The 21,780-nt window shown below is 43.8% G+C and carries 20 protein-coding genes and 1 other RNA gene; 7 read left to right on the forward strand and 14 right to left on the reverse strand.

Annotated elements, in window-relative coordinates; translation table 11 throughout:
• The 3 genes from Q0198_RS08305 to Q0198_RS08315 all read right to left on the reverse strand — a co-directional run.
• Positions 1 to 384 (reverse strand): hypothetical protein (locus tag Q0198_RS08305; RefSeq protein ID WP_297896863.1); only part of this gene is annotated, 384 nt, incomplete at its 3' end.
• Positions 385 to 619: 235 nt separating this feature from the next.
• Positions 620 to 3,067, reverse strand: a complete 2,448-nt coding sequence (locus Q0198_RS08310) for a molybdopterin-dependent oxidoreductase (RefSeq protein ID WP_297896865.1) — start codon at positions 3,065 to 3,067, stop codon at positions 620 to 622.
• A 13-nt stretch (positions 3,068 to 3,080) separates the two neighbouring features.
• Positions 3,081 to 3,647, reverse strand: a complete 567-nt coding sequence (locus Q0198_RS08315; RefSeq protein WP_297896868.1) for a hypothetical protein — start codon at positions 3,645 to 3,647, stop codon at positions 3,081 to 3,083.
• Between the two features lie 127 nt (positions 3,648 to 3,774).
• Between Q0198_RS08315 and Q0198_RS08320 the strand changes: the two genes are divergently transcribed.
• Positions 3,775 to 4,356, forward strand: coding sequence for a Crp/Fnr family transcriptional regulator (locus Q0198_RS08320; RefSeq protein WP_297896871.1), 582 nt, complete (start codon positions 3,775 to 3,777; stop codon positions 4,354 to 4,356).
• Between the two features lie 145 nt (positions 4,357 to 4,501).
• Here the strand turns inward: Q0198_RS08320 and Q0198_RS08325 are convergent, their stop codons facing one another.
• Positions 4,502 to 4,909 (reverse strand): DUF805 domain-containing protein, encoded by a 408-nt coding sequence (locus Q0198_RS08325; protein WP_297896874.1) that lies wholly within the window; start codon positions 4,907 to 4,909, stop codon positions 4,502 to 4,504.
• A gap of 298 nt (positions 4,910 to 5,207) precedes the next feature.
• Positions 5,208 to 6,233, reverse strand: a complete 1,026-nt coding sequence (locus Q0198_RS08330; RefSeq protein ID WP_297896876.1) for a hypothetical protein — start codon at positions 6,231 to 6,233, stop codon at positions 5,208 to 5,210.
• A 170-nt stretch (positions 6,234 to 6,403) separates the two neighbouring features.
• On the opposite strand from Q0198_RS08330, the gene Q0198_RS08335 reads away from it, so the two are divergent.
• Together Q0198_RS08335 and Q0198_RS08340 are read left to right on the forward strand one after the other, a co-directional pair.
• Complete coding sequence (locus tag Q0198_RS08335; RefSeq protein WP_297896878.1) at positions 6,404 to 7,207, forward strand: transporter substrate-binding domain-containing protein; 804 nt, start codon at positions 6,404 to 6,406, stop codon at positions 7,205 to 7,207.
• Positions 7,208 to 7,433: 226 nt separating this feature from the next.
• Complete coding sequence (locus Q0198_RS08340; protein WP_297896881.1) at positions 7,434 to 8,246, forward strand: transporter substrate-binding domain-containing protein; 813 nt, start codon at positions 7,434 to 7,436, stop codon at positions 8,244 to 8,246.
• 449 nt (positions 8,247 to 8,695) lie between these two features.
• On the opposite strand, the gene Q0198_RS08345 is transcribed toward Q0198_RS08340, so the two are convergent.
• From Q0198_RS08345 to Q0198_RS08355, 3 genes are all read right to left on the reverse strand, one after another.
• Positions 8,696 to 9,283 (reverse strand): HAD-IB family hydrolase, encoded by a 588-nt coding sequence (locus tag Q0198_RS08345; protein ID WP_297896884.1) that lies wholly within the window; start codon positions 9,281 to 9,283, stop codon positions 8,696 to 8,698.
• Positions 9,284 to 9,394: 111 nt separating this feature from the next.
• Positions 9,395 to 11,197, reverse strand: a complete 1,803-nt coding sequence (gene typA, locus Q0198_RS08350) for a translational GTPase TypA (RefSeq protein WP_297896887.1) — start codon at positions 11,195 to 11,197, stop codon at positions 9,395 to 9,397.
• Positions 11,198 to 11,261: 64 nt separating this feature from the next.
• A complete protein-coding gene (locus tag Q0198_RS08355) occupies positions 11,262 to 11,681 on the reverse strand; it encodes a hypothetical protein (protein ID WP_297896890.1) in 420 nt (139 codons plus the stop codon).
• Between the two features lie 47 nt (positions 11,682 to 11,728).
• Here Q0198_RS08355 and ffs point away from each other — a divergent pair.
• Positions 11,729 to 11,826: signal recognition particle sRNA small type (gene ffs, locus Q0198_RS08360), an RNA gene on the forward strand.
• Between the two features lie 3 nt (positions 11,827 to 11,829).
• Here the strand turns inward: ffs and Q0198_RS08365 are convergent.
• The 6 genes from Q0198_RS08365 to dnaA form a co-directional block, all read right to left on the reverse strand.
• Positions 11,830 to 13,065: an HD domain-containing protein gene (locus tag Q0198_RS08365; protein ID WP_297896893.1), complete on the reverse strand. Its 1,236-nt coding sequence runs from the start codon at positions 13,063 to 13,065 to the stop codon at positions 11,830 to 11,832.
• A complete protein-coding gene (queF, locus tag Q0198_RS08370) occupies positions 13,062 to 13,442 on the reverse strand; it encodes a preQ(1) synthase (RefSeq protein ID WP_297896896.1) in 381 nt (126 codons plus the stop codon). The genes Q0198_RS08365 and queF overlap by 4 nt, the downstream gene beginning before the upstream one ends.
• Positions 13,439 to 14,872: an EAL domain-containing protein gene (locus Q0198_RS08375; protein WP_297896899.1), complete on the reverse strand. Its 1,434-nt coding sequence runs from the start codon at positions 14,870 to 14,872 to the stop codon at positions 13,439 to 13,441. The genes queF and Q0198_RS08375 overlap by 4 nt, the downstream gene beginning before the upstream one ends.
• Positions 14,872 to 17,184: a DNA topoisomerase (ATP-hydrolyzing) subunit B gene (gene gyrB / locus Q0198_RS08380; RefSeq protein ID WP_297896901.1), complete on the reverse strand. Its 2,313-nt coding sequence runs from the start codon at positions 17,182 to 17,184 to the stop codon at positions 14,872 to 14,874. Before gyrB ends, Q0198_RS08375 begins: the two co-directional genes overlap by 1 nt.
• A 9-nt stretch (positions 17,185 to 17,193) precedes the next feature.
• Entirely contained in the window at positions 17,194 to 18,273 is a 1,080-nt protein-coding gene (gene dnaN, locus Q0198_RS08385; RefSeq protein WP_297896904.1) for a DNA polymerase III subunit beta, read from the reverse strand.
• A 156-nt stretch (positions 18,274 to 18,429) separates the two neighbouring features.
• Positions 18,430 to 19,758, reverse strand: coding sequence for a chromosomal replication initiator protein DnaA (gene dnaA / locus Q0198_RS08390; protein WP_297896906.1), 1,329 nt, complete (start codon positions 19,756 to 19,758; stop codon positions 18,430 to 18,432).
• Between the two features lie 110 nt (positions 19,759 to 19,868).
• Here dnaA and ruvC point away from each other — a divergent pair, with 110 nt between their 5' ends.
• Genes ruvC through Q0198_RS08405 form a run of 3 tightly spaced genes read left to right on the forward strand, consistent with a single transcriptional unit; the run spans position 19,869 to position 21,691 of the window.
• Entirely contained in the window at positions 19,869 to 20,348 is a 480-nt protein-coding gene (gene ruvC / locus Q0198_RS08395) for a crossover junction endodeoxyribonuclease RuvC (protein ID WP_297896908.1), read from the forward strand.
• Between the two features lie 9 nt (positions 20,349 to 20,357).
• Positions 20,358 to 21,164, forward strand: coding sequence for a nitrilase-related carbon-nitrogen hydrolase (locus Q0198_RS08400; RefSeq protein WP_297896909.1), 807 nt, complete (start codon positions 20,358 to 20,360; stop codon positions 21,162 to 21,164).
• On the forward strand, positions 21,164 to 21,691 hold the full coding sequence (locus Q0198_RS08405; RefSeq protein WP_297896912.1) for an isochorismatase family cysteine hydrolase: 528 nt from the start codon (positions 21,164 to 21,166) through the stop codon (positions 21,689 to 21,691). Before Q0198_RS08400 ends, Q0198_RS08405 begins: the two co-directional genes overlap by 1 nt.
• The last annotated feature ends 89 nt before the right edge of the window (positions 21,692 to 21,780 follow it).

Below are 21,780 nucleotides of genomic sequence, written 5' to 3' on the forward strand. Positions count from 1 at the left end.
TGTGTTGGCAGTTGCCGTTGCGCCGGTTGGAGGCGTGGGAAGAGCGGTTAAAATTTCTTCAAATTTAACGATGTCGTCCGCAACCTTGATCGGCTCCCAAGAGCCGGCGCCGTGATAGGCAAAATACACCGGCGAGGCGTCCCCAAGAGCAAAATCTACGAAAAACGGATCGTCCATGCCGTTACGCGCGATGACCCGCCAGCTCTTGCGCCACTGGCCTGGCGTATCGTCTGCTAGCTCCTCGCCCGTTTTGCGGCTAGCAAGCCTATATCCGTCCTGAAAACTCTCAAACCCGCCCTCCTCTGGATAGTAAAACGGCAGCAAAACGGACTCTGAAACGATGCGTTTGCGGATAAAATTTCGGATCAAATTCGGAATTTGCACGGCGCAACCTTTGGGTTAAAATTGAGCGAATTTTAGCAGAATTTTAAATCCGCGCAAAATTTACGCCCAAATTTGTTGAATTGCAAATTTGAGCACAAAAAGACAAGCGGAAGTAATCGCGAGATAATTTTGAGAGTTGTGCAGAAATTTTAAGTCAAGGCTAGACAAGTAGTCTGCCGCAGACTTAAAATTTCAAATCTCTCTCAAAAGCACTCGCGAGACGACGCGTTAAATTCTACAAAGATTGTAGGATTTTAGGTTTTGAAAACGCTGTTATGGGTTTAATCTCTCCCTTAAATTTCTCAATCTGCGCTAGCACGGTGTGAGCCGAGTTGCTCTGCGCGAGACTTGACGTGCCTTTATCAAACGTAAGCACGTTTACGCAGCCGTGCTGGCAGAGGCTCTTCTCGCCCCAAACCTCGGGATCGTACCAAGCGCCCTCGCAGATCGCTGCGACGCGCTCGGGCACGATATCGGTAACGAGTACGCCTGCCAAAATTTCGCCGCGGTCATTGAAAACGCGCACGATGTCGCCGTTCGCAAGCCCGCGCGCTTCGGCGTCTTTTGGATTTATCAGCACCGGCTCTCTGCCGCTAACTTCGGCAAAATTCCTGATGATCGAGTTGTTTAGCTGGCTGTGCAGGCGGTAGCGAGAGTGCGGGCTTACGACGTGAATCGGATACTTCGCCGTCTTTTTCGCGTCCCCCAGCCACTCTTTTGGCTCGATCCAAGTAGGCATCGGCGGGCAGTCGGCATAGCCCATCTTAGCAATGGTCGGCGAGTAAAGCTCGATCTTGCCAGACGGCGTGCCGAGGCGGTTTTTGGCGGGATTTTCGCGAAATGCCGCAAGGCGCGTATATAGCGCGCTACTCTCGTCGTCCTTTTCAAAGCGCACGAAGCCTTTATCGTAAAATTCCTCGAAGCTAGGCATCGTTATATTTAGACCTTTGGCTTGCTCTACGGCATCGGCGTAGAATTCTTTCATCCAGCCTAACTCGTCCTTGCCCTCGCTAAAGACCTCGCCGTATCCCCAGCGCTTGCAGATCTGCTCGCAGATCCAAAAGTCGCTCTTACTCTCGCCCATCGGCTCGATTGCAGGTCTGTAAGCAACTATATATTCGCCCGTAGCGCCCGTTTGGTTGATGTCGTTGCGTTCGATCTCGATCGCGACGGGAAGCACGATGTCGCTAAGCTTCGCCGTGCTCGTCCAGTAAGGCTCGGCGGTGATAACGGTATCAAATTTACGCCACTGCCTCACAATATTATTCACGTCTTGGTGACGCGTAAACATCGACCCGCACGCCATATATGCGACTCTCATATGCGGAAGCTTGATCTTGGTACCGTCGTAGTCGATCTGCTTGCCCGGATGCTCCAGCGCCTCGATGCTGCGAGAGGACGGGATGGTGATGTTTTTCGCGTTTTTCCAAGGCGCAGAACCCGTGTTTTCGTATTTTTCATCTATGCGCGTGCTAAGCCCCTTTAAAATCGGAGCCACTTTATTCGTAGCGCCCGCAGAGCCGTAGCCCAGGCTAAATTCAAAGCCGAGACCCTCCTTACCGATATATCCCAGCATCGCATTGAGCGCCACTAGCGCCCAGAAAGGCTGCTCGCCGTGATCTGCGCGCTGCAAACCGCGACCGATCAGGATCGTGGTCGGCTCCTTTGCGAGTGCCGTAGCAAATTTCGCAATAGCATCCTCGCTAAGCCCGCAAATTTTGCTCGCCCAAGCGGCGTCCTTTACGATTTTATCGCTCTCGCCTAGAAAATACGCTTTAAATTTATTAAATCCGACGGTGTATTTTTTGATAAATTCCTCGTCGTAGAGGTTGTTCGTAAACAGATAATGGCACATGCCGATGATGAGCGCGGTGTCGGTATTTGGGCGCACGATGATATCTTCGCTGCCGAAGTAGCGCGCGGTGTCGTTTCTCATTACGTTTACGCTATAAGTTTTGATGCCCGATTTCTTAAGCTCTTGCATGCCGATATAACCGTCGTGCGTAGGCGGAATGGATGAAATTTGATTGGTTACCGCAGGATCGGTGCCCCAAAATACGACGTTTTTGGCGTTTTTGACGATCGCTTTCCACGTAGTAGGCGCGTCGTAAACGGCGCTTGAGCCAAGCACGTGAGGCATGATGACGAGCCCTGCGCCGGTGGAGTAGTCGCCACTTTCCTCTACGTAGCCGCCTAAAATTTTAAGCATTCGGTGCGCTACGGTGCGTCCCCAGCCTATCTTGCCGCTGCCGCCCCACCAGTAGCACTCGCCGTAGATCGCCTCGGCGCCGTATTTGTCGAAATTTTCTTTCAAAGCTTTCGCCGCTAGATCAAGCGCGATGTCCCAGCTAACGCGCACGAACTCCTCTTTGCCGCGCAGTTCGCTCTTTGCCGCGCCTTTTGCCTTTAGATAGCTTTTGCGCACCATCGGATAGAGCACGCGGTTTTCGTTCTGTACGGAATCGGGCAAGCTGTAATTCATCGTATTTGGAAATTTATCGCCCTCAAATTCACTTACCGAAACGATCTGCGACGAGTTTAAATTTAGCCAAAAGGTGCCGAATCTGTTCGCGCCGAATACCTTTTTGTTATCAAAAATCGTCTGCGTAACACCCTCGATCCTGCTAGCGCTTGCCGCGCTTGCGCCTAAAATCCCTGCCTTTAAAAAGTCTCGCCTTTTCATCTGATCTCCTTTATTATTCAGGTTTTTTTGCGTTGTGTTGTAGGTATTTTATAATCAAATTTAGCTCGTCGCCCTCGAGCGCTACGTAGTTTGCATTGATCATCTCTTGTAAATTTGCAGGCCACTGATTTGCCGTGAAGCTCTTTGGCTCATGCAGGCGGTGACACGCTGAGCAGATCTGTTCGTAGTTCGTCTTTGCCTCCGCATAAAGCGACTTAGCGTCCTTAGCTACGGCATCCGAGCCGATTTCGTAAATCCCCTCGGCTTCGTACCAGATCTCGCCGTAATCGTCCTCTAGCTTTTTGCCCTTTTTAAAATTTGCTTCGGCTTCATTCGTAAAAATCGCGTAAATTTCAGCCTCTTTCATATTTTTTTGGATCTGAAGCTGATAATTTTCGCTCACGACGCCTTTAATTTTAATCTTGGTAACGTTACCCTCGCTGGATATCACCTCGATCGGCGTTAAAATTTCAGCCTCACCGATTGCTTTGCCGTCTTGCGAGATCGTAGCGGTTTTGGAGATTACCTCGCCGCCGAAAAGCGAACACGCACAGATAAATGAGATAAAAATTTTCCTCATAAAGTATCCTTTCTAGGTTGTCTTTAACGCGAATTATAAATCAAAGATAAATTTAAATTTGTCGCGATTGCGACGAATTTATCCTTTTTATGTAAAATTTACGTGAAATTTTATGCAAAGAGCTGCTATGATAGATAGACTAAATAACGATTACAGCGAGAAATTCGACTTTTTAAGCAGGGAGCGGATTGCTAAATTTAGGCGCGAAAGCTACGCTCGCGGCGACGTGATCTACGCGCAGAAGTTTAAATTTATCATTCTGCTGCGTGGCAGGGCGAAGCTAAACTGCTACGAAAACGGCAAGGAATTTATCTTTAGCTTCGTAAAAAGCGGCGCCTACGTCTGCTTGGATAAAAACACGAGCCTTGAAATTTTAAGCGACTGCGAGACGCTGCAGATCAACATCTCGGAGCTTTTCGAGCTGCTAGGAGATGAGTTTGCAAGCTCGATCATAAACGCGCTTATTAAAAACCTCCACTCGCAGCGGATTTTAATAAAAGAGATCGTCTTTGCGAAAATCCAGACGCGGATTTTAAATTTTCTAAATCGCATCGCAAACGCCGATAAGATTGCGGAGCTTCCCTTTAATATAATGACGCTGGCAAGCCTACTCGGCGCGCCTCGCCAAAACGTCTCTCAGGCGATTACGAAGCTAGTAAATGACAAAAAGATCGTGAAATTAAAGGGCAATAGGATTAAAATTTTATAGTCTGAATCTGCGCAGGGGATCTAAATTTAGACGAAAAGGATTATTTTAAGCGGAACCGCCTCATAAGACAAAGGGCTAAAACCAAAATGGGATTAGCCCTAAATTTAGCTTATTTGCAAAGCTTATGTGTGCTACAAAGCTACGTTTAAAAAATCGAGCCTCTGCTTGCGGGTCGCAACGGATCGTCTCCAAAGCGGTTGCCTCCGTTAGTGCCTTGCTGGATAAAAAATACGATCAATACTATCGAGCCTATTATCGGGACAAAAATTAACAGATAAAACCAGCCGCTTCTATCTGTGTCGTGCAGACGCCTTACCGCCACGGCGATAGAAGGTAAAAGTATTGCCAATAAAAAGATTGAGTTAATGAAACCGATCATTCTACCGGAACTCGTAACGGCATAGGTGCCTAAAAAGCCATCCAATACTAACGTTACGATTCCTAAAAGTGCCGCAAATAATGCAAACCACCAGTACTCTGAACGTGGTGCACGCCCCTCAAAATTGCAATAATTCTCTTTGAGACAAGTGCGAACAGACTCTATAAAAGTCATCTCAAACTCCTTTTTAAAAATAAGATAAATTATATAATAATGGCACTTAAATTTGTCCTTTATATTGATTAAATTTTAAAATTTACCTTCGCAGCCGCGCTGTCTGGTAAATACATTAAAATTTATCTCGAATGAACTTAATAGCGAGCTGTTTGATAAGCGGAGGAGGGTAGGTTAGGCGGAAGAAATTTTGCTTTTTCGCTCGCGCTAAATAACAAAGTAGGGCGGCTGCGACTAGCACAATTATAATAGCGATTTTATCTGCTTTGCCATGCCATAGCCGTATAAATTTTAAAATTTAGCCCTTTTGACGGCTTAAAATTTTAGAAATTTTTGCGGCGTCGTAAGTTTTCGCCTGCGCTTTTAGAAACTCGCAAAGCTCTTTCTGCTTGCAAAGGCCGTGAACGAGCAAAAACTCCACCGTGTCTGTATCATCCAGTACTGCGGCTAGCTTAATCAAGCCCGTTAGCTCATTTTGCGGTAGCTCGCGCAAGCTTTGAAATTTTAAAATTTCCTCTACATAGCGTAGCCTTCCGTCGCGGAATTTTTTAAATCTCGCGCTATTTATGAACTCACGAGCGCTTGGGTCAGGCAGATTTTTATATGCCGAAACGATAAAACCTGCATCTCGTAAAAATAGCAGCTCTCCGCCTGCAACCGAGCTTACCACGCCGCTAATATCTGTAGCGCCCAGCTCAAGAAGTAATGAAAACGTCTCAAAATCTCCGCACGATGTGGCTAGATGTAACGACCCGCGTGCATGTATATTTGCACCGTGCTCTACCAAAAATCGCACTAATCGCAACACATCCGCATTTTTTAAAATTGTGCGACGTCCTAACTTTTCGCTTGAAGTTATCAAATTCTTTTCGTCTGCACCCAAATTAGCGCTGCTTGGCGCATCAATACCCGCACCAAAATCAAGCGGACAGCCGTAAGAAATCGTAGTTTGCAACGGCGAGCCGATATATCCTTCATTGTAGTTCAAATCAGGCTTAAACGCAAGTATTCGAGTAATTCGTGTAAAATCAAGCTTTCCGCTTCGCATTAGTTTCATATTTGCAATAAATGGCGTAAAAATTCTATCTTTAAACTCCCCGAAATCCTCGTCGATCCTGCCCCTGTTTTGCGCCGCGAATTCCAAAAGCGCGTCCAAGCCCGCATCTATCTGCGCATCGCTAGCATTTTCATCGTAAAAAATTTCAAAATTTGGCTGCGATAAATTTGACTCTGCTTGCTGTGAAGCAGAAACTCTCGGGTCATCCTTATCGGCGCCGAAAGCGCAGCCCGCAAGTAAAAGCCACAAAAAGATAAAATTTTTCATATCGCCCTTCCCATAAATTTTGCCCGATTATATCAAATCTAAGGCTAAATTTAACGGCGCCTTGAAATTTCATAAAAAGCAAACGGCAAATAAATTTAGCCTAAAAAAGCGCCTTTTGATTTTAATTTCGCTAGAATTAGTCATAAATAACCTAAACAAAGGAGCAGCAAATGAAACTACTTTTTACTTTGATCTTGCTTTGTGCGGGGCTTTTTGCAAACACGCTGCAAGAGATCAGAAATAGCGGCGTCATTAGAGTAGGCGTCAGAGACGGCAGACCGCCTTTTAGCGAGATTAGCGGTGGTAAATTTGAAGGCTTTGAGATCGAGCTTGCCAATGCGATCGCAAAGGCGATTTTCGGTGCCAAACAAGGCGAAGTGCAGTTCGTCTCTCTAAGCGCCGCCGATCGCGTCTCGTATCTAGTCAATAATAAAGTTGATATGGTCGCAGCTACCTTCGTCATCGATTCGGCGCGCAAAAATCATGTAGACTTCTCGATGCCGTATTTTTCGACCAATCTCGGCGTGCTAACTCGCAAAGCGGACGCCATCAAAGATATATCGCGTTTGCGCGATATGAGGCTCATAACCGAAGAGGGCACGACCGTAGATAATTACCTCAAAAAAGAGAAATTTAGCAACGTAAGCTACTGCAAAAGCACTAGCGAATGCTACGCGATGATCCGTGACGGCAAAGCCGATGGATACATCAACCTTAATATCACGGTGCTAGCCTACGCCGTCGTGGACGATACGCTCGAAGTGCCGTTTCAAAACTTCGGCAAGCCCGATTTCATCGGTATTGGCGTGCAAAAAGGGAATAAGGAGCTACTTGATTTTATCAACGCAGAGCTTGTAAAACTAAGCAAAGAGGGCTTTTTCAAAAAGGCTTATCAGGACACTTTCGAGCCTTTTTACCGCGGCACGGCGGATAAAAAATACTTCCTTTTAGATGGAATTTATGATTTGCTATAAAAGCGAGCTAGGAATCAAAATATAAAATTTATCGCAGGTAGCTTGTATAACTAAAATCTTGGGATTTAAAATTTTTCAAATTCATTAAATTTTTAAATCCCCACTTCGCCCCTAAATTTCAAACTTGCATACGCGCGGTGATTGAATTTTAAACCGCTTGCATTTATTTTCTCTAAAATATATAGTGCTATAATTATTCCAAAAACTAAAAAGTAGGGGGCTTTTTATGAGATTACTTTTTATTTTAGCCTTATTTTGCGCTAGCATTTTTGCAAATACACTAGATGAAATCAGGCAGGCAGGTGTTATCAGAGTGGGCGTGCGCGAAGGTCGTCCGCCACTAAGCGAGTCTAATAATGGCAAGTTTGAGGGTTTTGAAATCGAGCTTGCTAGCTCGATCGCCAAAGACATTTTCGGCGATAAAAAGGGCGAAGTGCAGTTCGTAGCCGTAACCGCAGGCGATAGAATCCCGTTTTTGAAAAATAACAAGGTCGATATGGTCATCGGCACCTTTATGATTACGCAAGAGCGTAAGAAGCAGGTGGATTTCTCACTTCCGTATCTATCGGTAAATTTTGGCATCGTAACGCGTAAAGAGGATCAAGTGAAGGACTTCGCACAGGTTCGTGATATGAGAATTTCAATCGAAAAAAATCCCAACGGCTCGATGACCGAGCGCTATCTACGCAAAGAGAAATTTAGCAATTTAGTTTACTGCAAAAATACCTCCGAGTGCTATGCGATGATAAAGGACGGCAGAGCCGACGGTTACGCCAATGACAACATCATCGTCCTAGCCTATGCTGTCGTGGACGATACGCTCGAAGTGCCGTTTAAAAACCTAGGCGCGGCGGAATTCTTAGGCGTCGGCGTGCAAAAAGGCAATCAAAGCCTGCTTGATTTCATCAATGCCGATCTAATCAAGCTAAGCAAAGAGGGCTTTTTCAAAAAGGCTTATGAGGACACTTTCGAGCCGTTTTATCGCGGCACGGCGGATAAAAAATACTTCCTGCTAGACGGAATTTATAATATGCTTTAGACCTTAGAATTCTAAGGCGCGGGATTTTTAAATTTTAAAATTCCGCTTCGCACGCGGCGAGTGGAATTCCGCGATCTGCAAATTTTGGAATTTTAGTAAGCGAGAAATTCCGCAAAATTTCAAAATTTAAAATTTTATCTCACGCTCGGTTTAAAAACATCTATTCCATTCGGAGCAAAATTTCACGCTATGATAGAATTTTAAAATTTTATGCATGACGGAATTTTAGAATTTTACCCGCACCGAGAATTTTAAAATCCCATTCTGCAACATAATTTCGTAGTTCAGGGCTTTTGCACTGCGATAAAATATAAAAATTTATCATGCGGTGTAATTCCACAGATAAGCGCGATAAATTTAAAAGGATAAAATTCTGCGTGAGCTAAATTATGACTCACGGCAAAAGCGCAGTCGCCGCAGATGCTATTTTAAGCTTTCAGCGTTAAATTTTACTCAAACGCCTTGTAGTGCGCCTCGTCGGCGAATTCTAACATCTCGCGATCGCCCCTGCTGTCGCCGTAAGCGATGACACGATCGAAAGCCTGCACGTCGTATGCTGCGCGCACGCGAGCGACCTTTTGCGCGCCGTAGCAGTTCTGCCCCTCGATCTCGCCCGTGATGATGCCTCCTTTGCGCCGTATTTTGGTGCCTAAAAGCTCCAAGCCCTGCGCATCGCACCACGGACGCAGCCAGTCTTCGAGCGAGGCGGTGACGATGACAACCCTATCGCCCGCGGCTTTATAGCTTGCGATCTTATCCATCGCGCTTTGTTTTAGGATATCTTCGATGTGAGTGGTGGAGTATTTTTTGCAAATTTTATCGAATTTATCGGCGCTCATACCCGCAAAAAAGTAGCCTAGAAGCTTTCTGCGCGTAAAATTATTGCTCGCAAGGCCTAGCTTATATGCCGCTAAAATGGGCGATAGCACCAAAATCCCGCGAAAAAATTTCTTAAATCCGACTACGTAGGCGACGAACTCGAGCAGGGAATCATCGCGCGTGATCGTGCCGTCAAAGTCGAATAAAACAAGATTCATTACCTCTCCTAGCAAAATTTTAGAAGCGTAAATTTTAAAATTTGCCTATAAAAAAGGCGTGAAATTTAAAGCTAAATTTCACGCCGAATTTTAAAATTTCATTTTGAAATTCTATTTTTTAGCCATTCGTCTGCGCGTCGTAGGGTCCAGGTATCGCTTGCGCACGCGGATATTTACTGGCGTAACCTCCACAAGCTCGTCCTCCTCGATCCACTCCAGCGCACGCTCTAAATTTAGCGCACGAGGCGGCACGAGCTTGATCGCATCGTCGCTACCGCTCGCGCGGACGTTGGTTAAATTTTTACCCTTGATTGGATTGACGTCCAGATCGTTCGGACGGCTGTGCTCGCCGATGATCATACCCAGATAAACCTTTGCCTGCGGAGCGATAAAAAGCACGCCGCGATCTTGCAGGTTCCACAGGCTGTATCCTAGCGCCACTCCGTTTTCCATACTCACGAGCGCGCCGTTTTGTCGCTTCTCGACCGCGCCGATGAAAGGGCGGAATTCCAAAAAGCTATGGTTCATCACCCCTTCGCCTCGAGTATCGGTCAAAAACTGCGAGCGAAAGCCGATAAGACCGCGCGCCGGGATCTCAAACTCCATACGCGTCTGCCCGTCGCCGGTAGGGTTCATCACCTTCATCTCGGCCTTTTTGCGACCGAGCTTTTCGATGACGGTACCGGTGCAATCATCGGGCGCGTCGATAACTAGATGCTCGAAAGGTTCGCATTTGATGCCGTCGATCTCTTTAATGATGACTTCCGGGCGCCCGAGGCAAAACTCAAAACCCTCGCGGCGCATATTTTCAGCCAAAATCGTGATCTGCAGCTCGCCGCGGCCGCTTACTTTAAATTTACCCTCGCCCGCGTTTTCATAGCGCATCGCGATGTTAGTTTTCATCTCCGCTTCCAAGCGCTCGTCGATCTTGTTTGAGGTTACAAATTTACCCTCTGTGCCAGCTAGCGGTCCGTCATTTACGCTGAAAATTACGCTAAGGGTGGGCTCTTCGATATGTAGCGCATCAAGCGGAATCGGATTATTGGGATCGACGATGCTGTCGCCTACGTCAAGTGCGTCAAAGCCCGCAATCGCCACGATGTCGCCCGTGCCCGCCGCATCAATGTCAGCGCGCTCAAGCCCGCTAAAGCCGATGAGTTTTGAAATTCTACCGTTGATGTGCGTGCCGTCGGCTTTAGCTAGCATAACGCTTTGGTTTTTGTTTATCGTACCGTTAAAAATTCTAGCGATACCGATTTTGCCTACGTAGTTGTCGTAATCGAGCGTGAAAACCTGCAGCTGCAGCGGATTGTCGTCGCTACCGCTCGGAGTAGGGACGTGAGAGATGATCGTCTCAAAAAGCGGCTTCATATCGGCGCTTTCGTCGCTTAGATCGTATTTTGCGTAGCCGTTTTTAGCGGCGGCGTAGATGACGGGGAACTCAAGCTGCTCGTCGTTTGCATCAAGCGCTACGAAAAGATCGAAAATTTCATTTACCACGCGGTCCGGATCGGCTGCGGGCTTGTCGATTTTATTTACGACTACGATAGGTCTGAGCCCTAAAGATAGTGCCTTTTTTACGACAAATTTTGTCTGCGGCATGACGCCTTCTTGCGCATCGACGAGTAAAAGCACGCCGTCTACCATCTTTAGCACGCGCTCGACCTCGCCGCCGAAATCGGCGTGGCCCGGAGTGTCAATTATGTTGATTTTAACGCCGCCGTAGTGGATGGCGGTATTTTTGGATAGTATCGTAATGCCTCGCTCACGCTCGATGTCGTTGCTATCCATCACGCGCTCGCCGACTTCTTGGTGATTACCAAACGTGCCGGACTGTTTTAAAAGCTCATCTACGATAGTGGTCTTGCCGTGATCGACGTGCGCGATAACCGCAATATTTCTGATATTTTCCAAATTTTTCTCCGTTTGCTATTTTAAAGGCTGACGATTATACTAAAAAAATTCTTAAGATAAAAATTTACGAATACTCTTTGACTTCGCAGACAAAAAACTCATAAACGCGCTGTTGGATTAGTGCATCCTCGTCATCATCTCCGATCAGACGGCGCAGATGCGAAAAATCGATCTTTTTGATATATTTTTTGTTGTTTTTGATATCTCTGTCGATCTCTTTTAAAAGCGAGTCTAAATTTAGGCCTTTATAGGTCTTCGCCTTTAAGATATACTCTTTTACAATGGAAACTAGCACGCCGATGCGCTGTTCATCGCCCGGATAAATTTCGCCCGCTATATCTTTGATCACGTCGTAGTCCTCGTCGGTCTGCTTCTTTTTGGCAAGTAGCATCGCGGCAAAAATTTTAGCTCTGAACTCGATAGAGCGATGATGAGGGATAAAAACCTCGCGAAATACGGATAAAAGATGATTTTTAAAATTCATTTATAACCTTACTTTAAGAAACATTTCCATATAATCCCGTTTGCCCTTTCTTAGACCTGTGCAATGCTTTTTTTAGGCACCGCTTCAGGGTAGGAATACAGCAGAGCACTTAGATCTCGCATGTGCCGCAGCCATCTGGGAAGGGGTTTTACAAATCGATCCTATTAAGTCCGAAATGCTCTTTGAAATCCTCGCAAACACTCTGAAAATCGACGCCTTCAATTTTCGGCTTAGCTTTGAAAAACTCTAACATCGAATTATACCCGCTAAGTAGCTCCTTGCTCTTTACGCCGTAGCTTATTGAAATTCCGGCCTCAAAAAACGCCGCGAGTTTGTCGCAATACTTAAGCGCCTTGCCGTCGATTGCGCGAAATTTGTCTTCATTAAACATCTTTAGGCTGCCTTCTGCAAATTTAGGCTCCTTGCCTAGCTCGAAGGTGCGGTTTTCAAACTCGTCTTTTATAAATTTACTGCCCTCTTTACGGATACCCAAAATATAACTAAAATCATCTCGCATATGTTCCGGCACAAAGGGTAAAATTTTATCGTCTATTAGCCGCATCTCATATTCGCTGATGATGTCGCTAAGGCCCTTGACGCCGTATTTTACGGGGCTAATAATGTCGCGAGTGAGGCTTTCGGGTAGATCGTGAAATAACGCGCAGAAAAAATTATACGCCGTGCGCGAGCGGCACGCACCAACTTCAAGCGAGAAAAAGTAGCTTAAAATCGCGACTACCAGCATATGTCCCAGCACCGATGTCTCAGGAATGCGCGGCGTCTGAGCCCAGCGTTTTTGAAAACGAAGTCTGCCACTAAGATCAACTATGCGGGCAAGTTTTTTATTCATCACGATCTTTCGCACGCCGATTAGCTCATAATAATCCTCGAGCTCCTCCTCGACCTTGGATTTTAGCTCCTCGATATCGTTTAAAAACTGGCTAGTTTGATATACGATATTAAATTCCCACCGCGTAGAAAGGTAGCTTGCCGCCTTTAAGATCACCGCTTCTTTCTTATGATCCTTGGAATTTAGATATTTTTTAAATCGCTCGAAAAAGGCGCCGTTTTGAATAGGCAAAAGATCTCTTTCTAGGACGCTTAAGACCCATTCGTTGATCTTTTTTTTCTTGGTTTTTTGTATCTGATGAAAAACGTCCGGACGGATGTCGGTCACGACGATGCGCGCTAAAAACTCGAAAATCCCCGCTTCGATGACGTAGTTGATATCCACGTCGCGCTCAAAGCTAGCGATAAAATAAGCGATAATAAATTTATGCGCCTGCTTGTCGAGCTCGACTAAACTCACCATCTTTGGGTAATCATTCCAGCGACTAATGCTTGCGGATTTAAAAATTTGTTCGACTAAATTTGAGCTTATCATCGGTAAATTTGATCCGAGTTTATTTCGATTACGGTGTGGACGTTGCCGCGCGGATTAAAATCGCCCCTGATTTTCATAAATTTAGGCTTTAACTTACTTTGCAGCGCGCCGTAAATTTCATTTATGCTATCTTCGTGGCTGATGTAGCGGTTCATAAAGGAATTTATGTAAAGTTTGATAGCTTTAAGTTCGACTACTAGCTTATCGGGGATATATTCCAAATAGATCGTCGCAAAGTCCGGATAGCCAGAGCGTGGGCAGCGGCAGCAAAACTCGGGCAGGGTAATTTTTATCAGATAATCGCGCTTCTGTTTATTGGGCCAAACTTCTAAATTTTCAATGTTAAAATTTTTTATCTCCTCTTCGCCGTATCTCACTGCACTCTCCTTAAATTAGATATATCATTCGGTTTTTCGACGCAAAATCCCTGAATATAATCGATACCCATTTTATAAAGTTGCATTTGAAATTCCTCTTTGTCGATGAAACGCATCACGGTTTCAACGCCCGATTTCGCGCAAGCTTCGTTAATGCCTATAAAGATATTTTTAATCTTTTCATCGTCTAAATTTTTATTAAATTCTATATCATAAACTATAAAATCGACGTTTAGAAACTTTAAATACTCAAAGCTAGCGTTTGAGCCGCCAAACTGCGACAGCGCGAAGCTAAATCCGAGTTCGCGGAATTTAATTAAAATTTCGTCAAAGCGCTTGATCTCCGGGTAGATGAGCTTTTCGTTAAACTCAAACACAATCTTTTTCGGATCAATTAGATTATTATCAATGAGTTTTAAAATTTCATTGCGAAACTCGTTATTTCGCAGGGTCTGAGGCATGATCTCGATAAAAATTTTAGCGTCAATATCCTTAAAATAGATGATTCTAGAAATTTGCCTCATCATTGAAATATCGTATTTAATATCGTAATGATTTAGAAGCAAAATATCTAAAATTCTACTTTTCGTGATCTTTTCACCGCTCCGCAGATCAAGCTTCGGGATCAAATTTATATGAAATTTTACTCCGTTTTTATCTGCAACGCGCTGATATTTAAAGCTGAAATTTTCGCTATCGATCGCTTCCATAACGTCGGCGGAAAATACGTCGATTAATACCTTTTCTACGTCAATAGCCTTCTCGCCGTGCTCTTCGTCGTCCAGGTGATTTATCTTATAAAATAGCGCATTTACGATATTATGCAGATTGCGATCATAAGAGCTTGGAAGCATCGTAAATTCGCTTTTTATCTCTACATTTTTGATCGTTTGACTTGAAATTTTATGCTCAAACATCCGCAAAATATGGCTTAAATTTGTAGCTTTTGATTCCACTCCGAATACGAAGTAGCCGTTTATAAAGCGACCGATCGGAAGGTCTTTAAAACCTTGCTCCGCCATAAAATTTGAAAGTTCCTTACAATACTCGTATAAAATTTCATCGCCGTTTTTATAACCGTACCGATCATTTATGTCGATGATATTTTTAATTCGCAAAAGAACGATATTTATTTGACGATTTTTAGCTAAATCGTTACTTAAAATTTTCTCGATCTCCTCTCGCACAAATACGTGAGTAACGGGATCGATCAGAGTCTTTTGAAAGCCAAAGTAAATTTGATAGATGACATAATAAACATAGCAGATTAAAAGTATTAAAAATAAAATTACGTCGTCAAATTTAAACTCGCCGTTTCGAAACAAAATAATTCCAAAAACAATCAAAACGCAGGTAAACGGCACCGAAATTTTAAGCGCCGTTATGAAGCGGTTTTCGCGCTCTTTGGTCTCACTAAATAGAACAGACATTATATATCCAAGTGTTTAACGTCTTTGGCATGGTCTTGAATGTAATTCCTACGCGGTTCAACCTCGTCGCCCATGAAGAGATTAAAGGTATCGCTAGCACTTTGTGCGTCTGCAATGCTAATTTTTAAAAGCCTTCTATTTTCAGGGCTCATAGTGGTTTCCCAAAGCTGCTCCGGATTCATCTCTCCAAGACCTTTATAGCGCTGAATATAAGCGCCTTTTTTCGAGCTTTTTTCGATTTCGTCTAAAATTTCAATAAAATCCTTGCCAAAGCTTACATCCCGCTCTTTGATCTTTGAATAAATTCTGATCGCCTCTTCAAAGATATAATTGCCGAATAAATTCTCATCTATCACAAGCTGTTCTAAGCCGCTTGGCGTCTGGACGTAAATTCTAATCCCTTCATCATTTACGTAGGAATTCAAAATATTAAATCCTTCACTTTCTAGGCGCGGTTTTAAAATTTTAAATAGCTCCTCGTAGCCTAGGCTTCGCGCTTCGTCGTTTTCTATCAAAAATCTGATCGCGCTAAGCACGCTGAAGCGCTTTTTAAGCTCATTAAGAAGCGAGCGGTAGTTTGAGACGATTTTTAGATAATCAATCAGATCCTCGTTGCCGATGCCTTCAAACTCGCCCATATCGATGCCCGTTTCGATCAAAAACTCGCTCAGCGCCTTTTCGTCTTTTAGATAAATTTCTTTTTTGCCCTTTTTATACCTAAAAAGCGGCGGCTGTGCCAGATAAACATAGCCGTTTTCGACAACAGGGCGCAAAAATCTAAAGAAAAAGGTTAGAAGCAGCGTCTGAATGTGGCTGCCGTCAACGTCCGCATCGGTCATAATGATGATTTTGTGATAGCGGAGTTTTTCTTCGTTAAATTCCTCGCCGATGCCGCAGCCAAAGGCCGTGATCATATTTTTAATCTCTTCGGATTGTAAAATTCTATCCAGGCGCGCCTTTTCTACGTTTAAAATTTTACCTCTAAGCGGCAGGATCGCTTGAAACAAGCGGTCTCTTCCCTGCTTCGCCGAACCGCCCGCGCTATCGCCCTCAACCAGATAAATTTCGCTGATGCTTGCATCCTTACTCTGACAATCGGCTAGCTTTCCGGGAAGGGTACCGACGGAATTTATATTATCTTTTTTGCGCGTTAGATCGCGCGCCTTTTTTGCCGCTTCGCGACCGCGCGCGGCTAAAAGAGCCTTATTCATAATGGCGCGCGCTTCGATCGGATTTTCTTCAAAATACTTGCTAAGCACCTCAAACGCCATCTTTTGCACGATCGGCTTAACGTAGCTGGAGCCCAGCTTTCCTTTAGTCTGTCCTTCAAACTGCGGCTCGGGAACTTTTACGCTAATTACCGCGATAAGTCCCTCGCGAACGTCGTCGCCGGTGATCTTCGTATCTTTTTCACGCGCAGCCGCATTTGCCGCGACGTAATTTGTTATCGCGCGCGTAAGACCCGCTCTAAAACCAGCCTCGTGAGTACCGCCGTCCGGAGTTTTGATATTATTTACGAAGCTTAATAAATTTTCGCTATATGTTTCGTTATACATCAGCGCAAAATCCACCATAACATCTTCCGCGCCGTCACTAAACGATACAGCTTTGGATATGGCAGGCGCTTTATTCATATCGTTTACGAAGCTCTCCAAACCGCCTTCAAAGTGAAAGTGCTCGTCCCTGCCCGTGCGATTATCTTTAAAATTTATCGTAATTTTTGGATTTAGATACGCTAGCTCGCGAAATCTTTTTGATAAAATTTCATCGTCAAATTCTAAAATTTCAAAAATTTCGCCGTCGGGCCAAAACTCGATCGTCGTGCCCGTGCGGTTAGTAGTTTTTATCTTTTCAAGCTCTGTAGTAGGAATTCCTTTGGCAAATTCTTGTCTATAAATATTTCCGTCACGTTTGATTGTAGCAACGAGCTTTTTTGAGAGCGCATTTACGACGCTAACGCCTACGCCGTGCAGACCGCCGGAGACTTTATAAGTGTCTTTGTCAAATTTACCGCCTGCGTGAAGCACCGTAAGAACCACCGTCGCGGCAGGAATTTTTTCAGTCGGATGTATATCGACGGGAATCCCACGACCATTATCGCTAACGATACAGCTTCCTTCGCTAGTGATCTCAACATCGATTGTGTCGCAGTAACCTGCCATCGCCTCGTCGATCGAGTTATCCACTACCTCGTAAATCATATGGTGAAGTCCGCCGATATTGGTATCTCCAATATACATTCCGGGGCGCTTTCTAACAGCCTCAAGACCTTTTAAAACTTTAATATTACTAGCGCCGTAATTTTGCTTCATAATTTTCCTTTAAATATTATTTATCGGCATGACGACCGTTTTTAAGCCATCCACGCTAAGCACAAACGCCGTATCGGAGCTGTTAAAATCAAGCTCAAAAATTTCACTCTCGATATTACTTAAAAAATCAAGCAGAAAGCGATTTTTAACGCCAAAAACTATTTCTCCATTTATATCGATTGGCGCTTCGATTTCGGTCTTTGCCTCAGAATTATCCTCATTAATGCTCTCAAAAATCATTCCGTCCTTTTTAATGGTAACCTTCATCTCCTCGCACATCGCGTTTATCGCTCGCACGCCGCTTACCATCTTATCGCGTGGGATTAAAATTTTATACGCCGTATCGCTTGGGATCACGCGCTCGTAGTTTGGAAATTTGCCGTTTATAAGTTTTGTAAAAAACTCAAAATTTTCACTAACTGCTAGCAACACGTTTTCGTCGTAGTAAATTTTAATTTTATCAGAAAATAACTTTTGAATTTCGCCTATTGCCTTTTTAGGGATTAAAATTTTAGTATCTAGCTCGCCCGCTTTTGATTGAGTTATTAGCTTATAAATGCTAAGTCGCTTCGTATCGGTTCCGACTAAATTTATAAAGCCCTCTTTTACGTCGATTAAAGCGCCATTAAGCTCATATTTTGGATTGTTCGTATCAATCGATGGATATATTTTTTTAAGGCTTCTGCCTAAAATTCCTGCATTTACGTCAAAGCTGTTTTTACCATCTATCGTAGGGAAGCTTGGAAAATCCCTCGTCTCAAACATTGGAAGCTTGTACTTAGATTTTTTTTGCTTTACGAATAGCGCTCCGTTGACAGTTTCTAAAGTAACGCTATCGTCGCTTAGACCTTTAATAACGCTAAGGAGCTTGCCTCCATTTGCTGTAGCTTCTCCATCTGTTTCTATTGAGATATTTTGTAGGTTATAGCTTAGTCCTATTTCATGATCGGTAGCTTTTATACTAAAAATTCCATCTTTTGCACTCATTAAAAGATGCGAAGTTATCGAGCTTAGATCTTTTTTATCAAGATAGGAGCTAGTATTTGAAACTATCTCTTCTAGAAGTTTTTTAGTGATTAACACTTTCATATTTTTATCCTTTTAAATTTTTATCGTTGTAGTAGTTGGCAAGTGGTTTTTGTGAAAAACTTATCCTAAAGCTTGTCTTTAGGTAGTTTATCCAGTGAGTAGGTAACCTTGTTTTATTCACTTTCATTCACCCTTTTTGCTTTATTTTCATAAAGTCTAAATTTCATTCTTATCCTTTTTGGTTATTTTGTTTTTTAGTTCTTCGATCTTTATCTTTAACATCTCGTCGGTTTGAATGAGTTCGTTGATTTTTTTGATATTTTTGCTGATGGCGCTGTGATCTTTTAGATTAAAAAATGCGGCGATTTTAGGCATTGAGTTTTGAGTTAACTGTTTGGTTAAATATATGCAAATTTGGCGCGCTTCGACGACGTTTTTAGCTCGCGTTTTGCTTTTTAGCTCGCTAGGTTTTACGTTTAGCTCTTTTGAAATGACTTCGATGACGTGCTCTAGGCTCACGCTTGAATATTTTTGATGGATCTGATCTTGAAGCGTACTTTTGGTAAATTCCAGCGTGATCTTTGTGCGAAGTATTGAGGAGTAGGCGTTTAGTTTGTTTATTGCGCCTTCGATTTCGCGGATATTGTCACCCATATTTGCAGCGATATATTCTACGACATCGTGTGAAATTCTAACGCGATTTTCCTCGCTCTTTTTATTGATAATGGCAATTTTAGTTTCGAGATCTGGCGGGGTAATGTTTGCTATTATGCCGCTTTCAAATCGCGTTGTGAGGCGACTTTCAAAGCCTTTTAGAAATTTTGGCGGCAGGTCGTTGGTTAGCACGATTTGGCAGTTTTTGTCTTTCAGCTCGTTAAACGTATAAAAAAGCTCCTCTTGAGCTTTATCGCGTCCGATTAAAAACTGAATGTCGTCGATAAGCAAAACGTCGCAGTTGCGGTATTTTTGTTTAAATTTATCGATTGAGTTGTTTTTGAGATTAAAGACGAAATCATTAGCAAACTGCTCGCTGGTAACGCAAATGACGGTCTTTCCCTTTTTGATGCAGTAATTTCCGATCGATTGAAGCAGGTGAGTTTTTCCTAGCCCGCTAGGCCCGTAGATAAAGAGCGGATTAAAGCGAATTCCGGGCTCTTTTGCGACGGATATCGAACATTCGAAGGCAAATTTATTTGAATCGCCGATGATAAAATTTTCGAAGTTATAATTTTCGCTTAAAATCGTGCTCTTTGGCTTTTCCGAGATGATTTTTACCTTTTCTTTCGGCGAAATTTTAGCCTTTGAGGTGATTTTAACGATCACGTCATTAAGCCCGAACTGTTTTTTGATAAGCTCTTTTATTTTAGTGCCGTATTTTGTCTGAGCGTATTTAGCGATAAACTCGTTAGTTGCGTTGTATATGAAAAATTCTGGTGTCGAGTTTTTATCGTTAAATTTCAAATTTTTAATGTATCTAGAGTATTCGGTAGGCAAAATTTCCTTCTCTAGGTTTGATAAAATTTCTTGTGCTTGTGACGTCGCCATTGAATTCCCTTATAAATTAAGCCGCTATTTTAGCTAAATTTCACTAAATTTGCGGTAAATTTCAGTTTATTCACCGGTGATTAAGCCGTGAATAAGTGTGAAAGGTGGCTATGAAAATTTTAGGAATTGATCCAGGAACTAGAAATTTAGGCTATGCGATTTTGGAAAAAGATGTGAATAAAATCACTCTCATAGAGGCAGGACTTGTGAAAATGAAGGCCGAAAACGTGCAATTTCAAATGACGCAGATGAGTGAGGCGATCGATCAAATTTTTAGCGCTCATAAGATTGATGAGGTCGCGATAGAATCGATGTTTTACGCCTATAATCCGCAGTCTGTTTTAAAGCTCGCTCAGTTTCGCGGCGCGCTGGCTCTTAAAATTTTACAAATTTTTGGAAATTTTGCCGAATATACGCCGCTTCAGGTAAAAAAATCGGTCACGGGCAAAGCAAAGGCAGCGAAGGAACAGGTCGCCTTCATGGTAAAGCGAATTTTGGGGATTAATAAGGAGATTAAGCCGCTTGATATCACCGATGCCATAGCTATTGCGCTTACGCATGCAAATGTAATGCGGCTAGCGCCTAAATAGGAGGGTTTTATGAAAATTGCTATTTTGCAAATGGACGCGAAAATAGCTCAAAATTTCGCAGATTGTGAGCAAAATTTTATTCGCGCACGTGAGCTGATAGATCGTGCGTTAAAGCGCGGTGCGGACGTAGCGGTGCTGCCCGAGGCATTTAATATCAGCTTTAATACGGCTAAATTTAAAGAGCTTGCCGATACGAACGCTGCTTATACGAAAAAATTTTTAAGCGAAATTTCGCAAAACTGCGGCGCTGTTTTAATAGGCGGATCGATAAGCTCCGAGCGAGATAAAATTTACAATTCCGCTTTTATCTATCAAAACGGAGCCGAAATTTTACGCTACGACAAGATCCACGCTTTCTCACTCGCTCGCGAAAACGAGATCGTAAGCGGCGGCGATAGGTTGGGCCTTTGTGAGATTAAATTTAAAAATCGCGCAGTTAAAATCGGCGTCGCGGTCTGTTATGATCTGCGCTTTTGTGAAATTTTTCGCGCCTTGGCGCTTCGCGGCGCGCAGGTGGTTTTTGTAATCGCGCAGTTCGCGCAAAGCCGCATAGAACATTTTATCACGCTTGCGAAAGCCCGCGCGATCGAAAATCAAATTTTTATCTGCGCGGTAAATGGCTGCGGCGATACGGGGCAGAGCGAGAGTTTCGGCGGAAATTCCATGCTGATTAGTCCCGGCGGCGAGATCGTCGCGCGCCTAGGCAAAAAAGAGGCCGTAAAGATTGCTCGGGCGGATTTAGATGAAATTTTAAAATTTCGCGCTAAAATGGATATTCTAAAAGATATGAAACCTGAAATTTATAAGGAGTTTTGATGAAAACTTTGGTGTTTGTGATCGATATGGTAAACGGCTTCGTAAAATTCGGCGCGATGGCCGATCCTAGCATAGCAAAGATCGCTCCTGCGGTGCTTAAACAGATTGAGGCGGCGAAAAACGTGCATTTTATCTGCGACGCCCACGCCGAGCGGGATTTGGAGATGAAGCGCTACCCGATCCACTGTCTAGTTGGCTCGCCCGAAGCGGAGGTGATCGAGGAGCTCACGCCTTACGTAAGCGAGCAAAACGTCACTTTTAAGCGCAGCACGAACGGCTTTCATAATTTGGATAAGAAAATTTTGGACGGCTTCGATCGCTTTGTGATTACGGGCTGTTGCACCGACATCTGCGTGATGCAGTTTGCGCTTAGCCTGCGCACCTATCTCAACGAAACTGGCGAGGATAAGGACGTCATCGTTCCGCGAGGTGCGGTAGCTACCTACGATGCGCCGAACCATGAGCGCGGCTACTACGACGAATGCGCGCTAAGCCTAATGCAAAATGCGGGAATTTTGGTAATTTAAGCTGCGCTTGGATCAGACAGAATTTTAAGTTAAATTTTCTAGCTTATAAATTTTAAAATTTAGAGCCGCTCTTAAAATTTTGAAATTCT

It is taken from the genome of uncultured Campylobacter sp., from assembly GCF_938045205.1.
Lineage (GTDB): Bacteria > Campylobacterota > Campylobacteria > Campylobacterales > Campylobacteraceae > Campylobacter_B.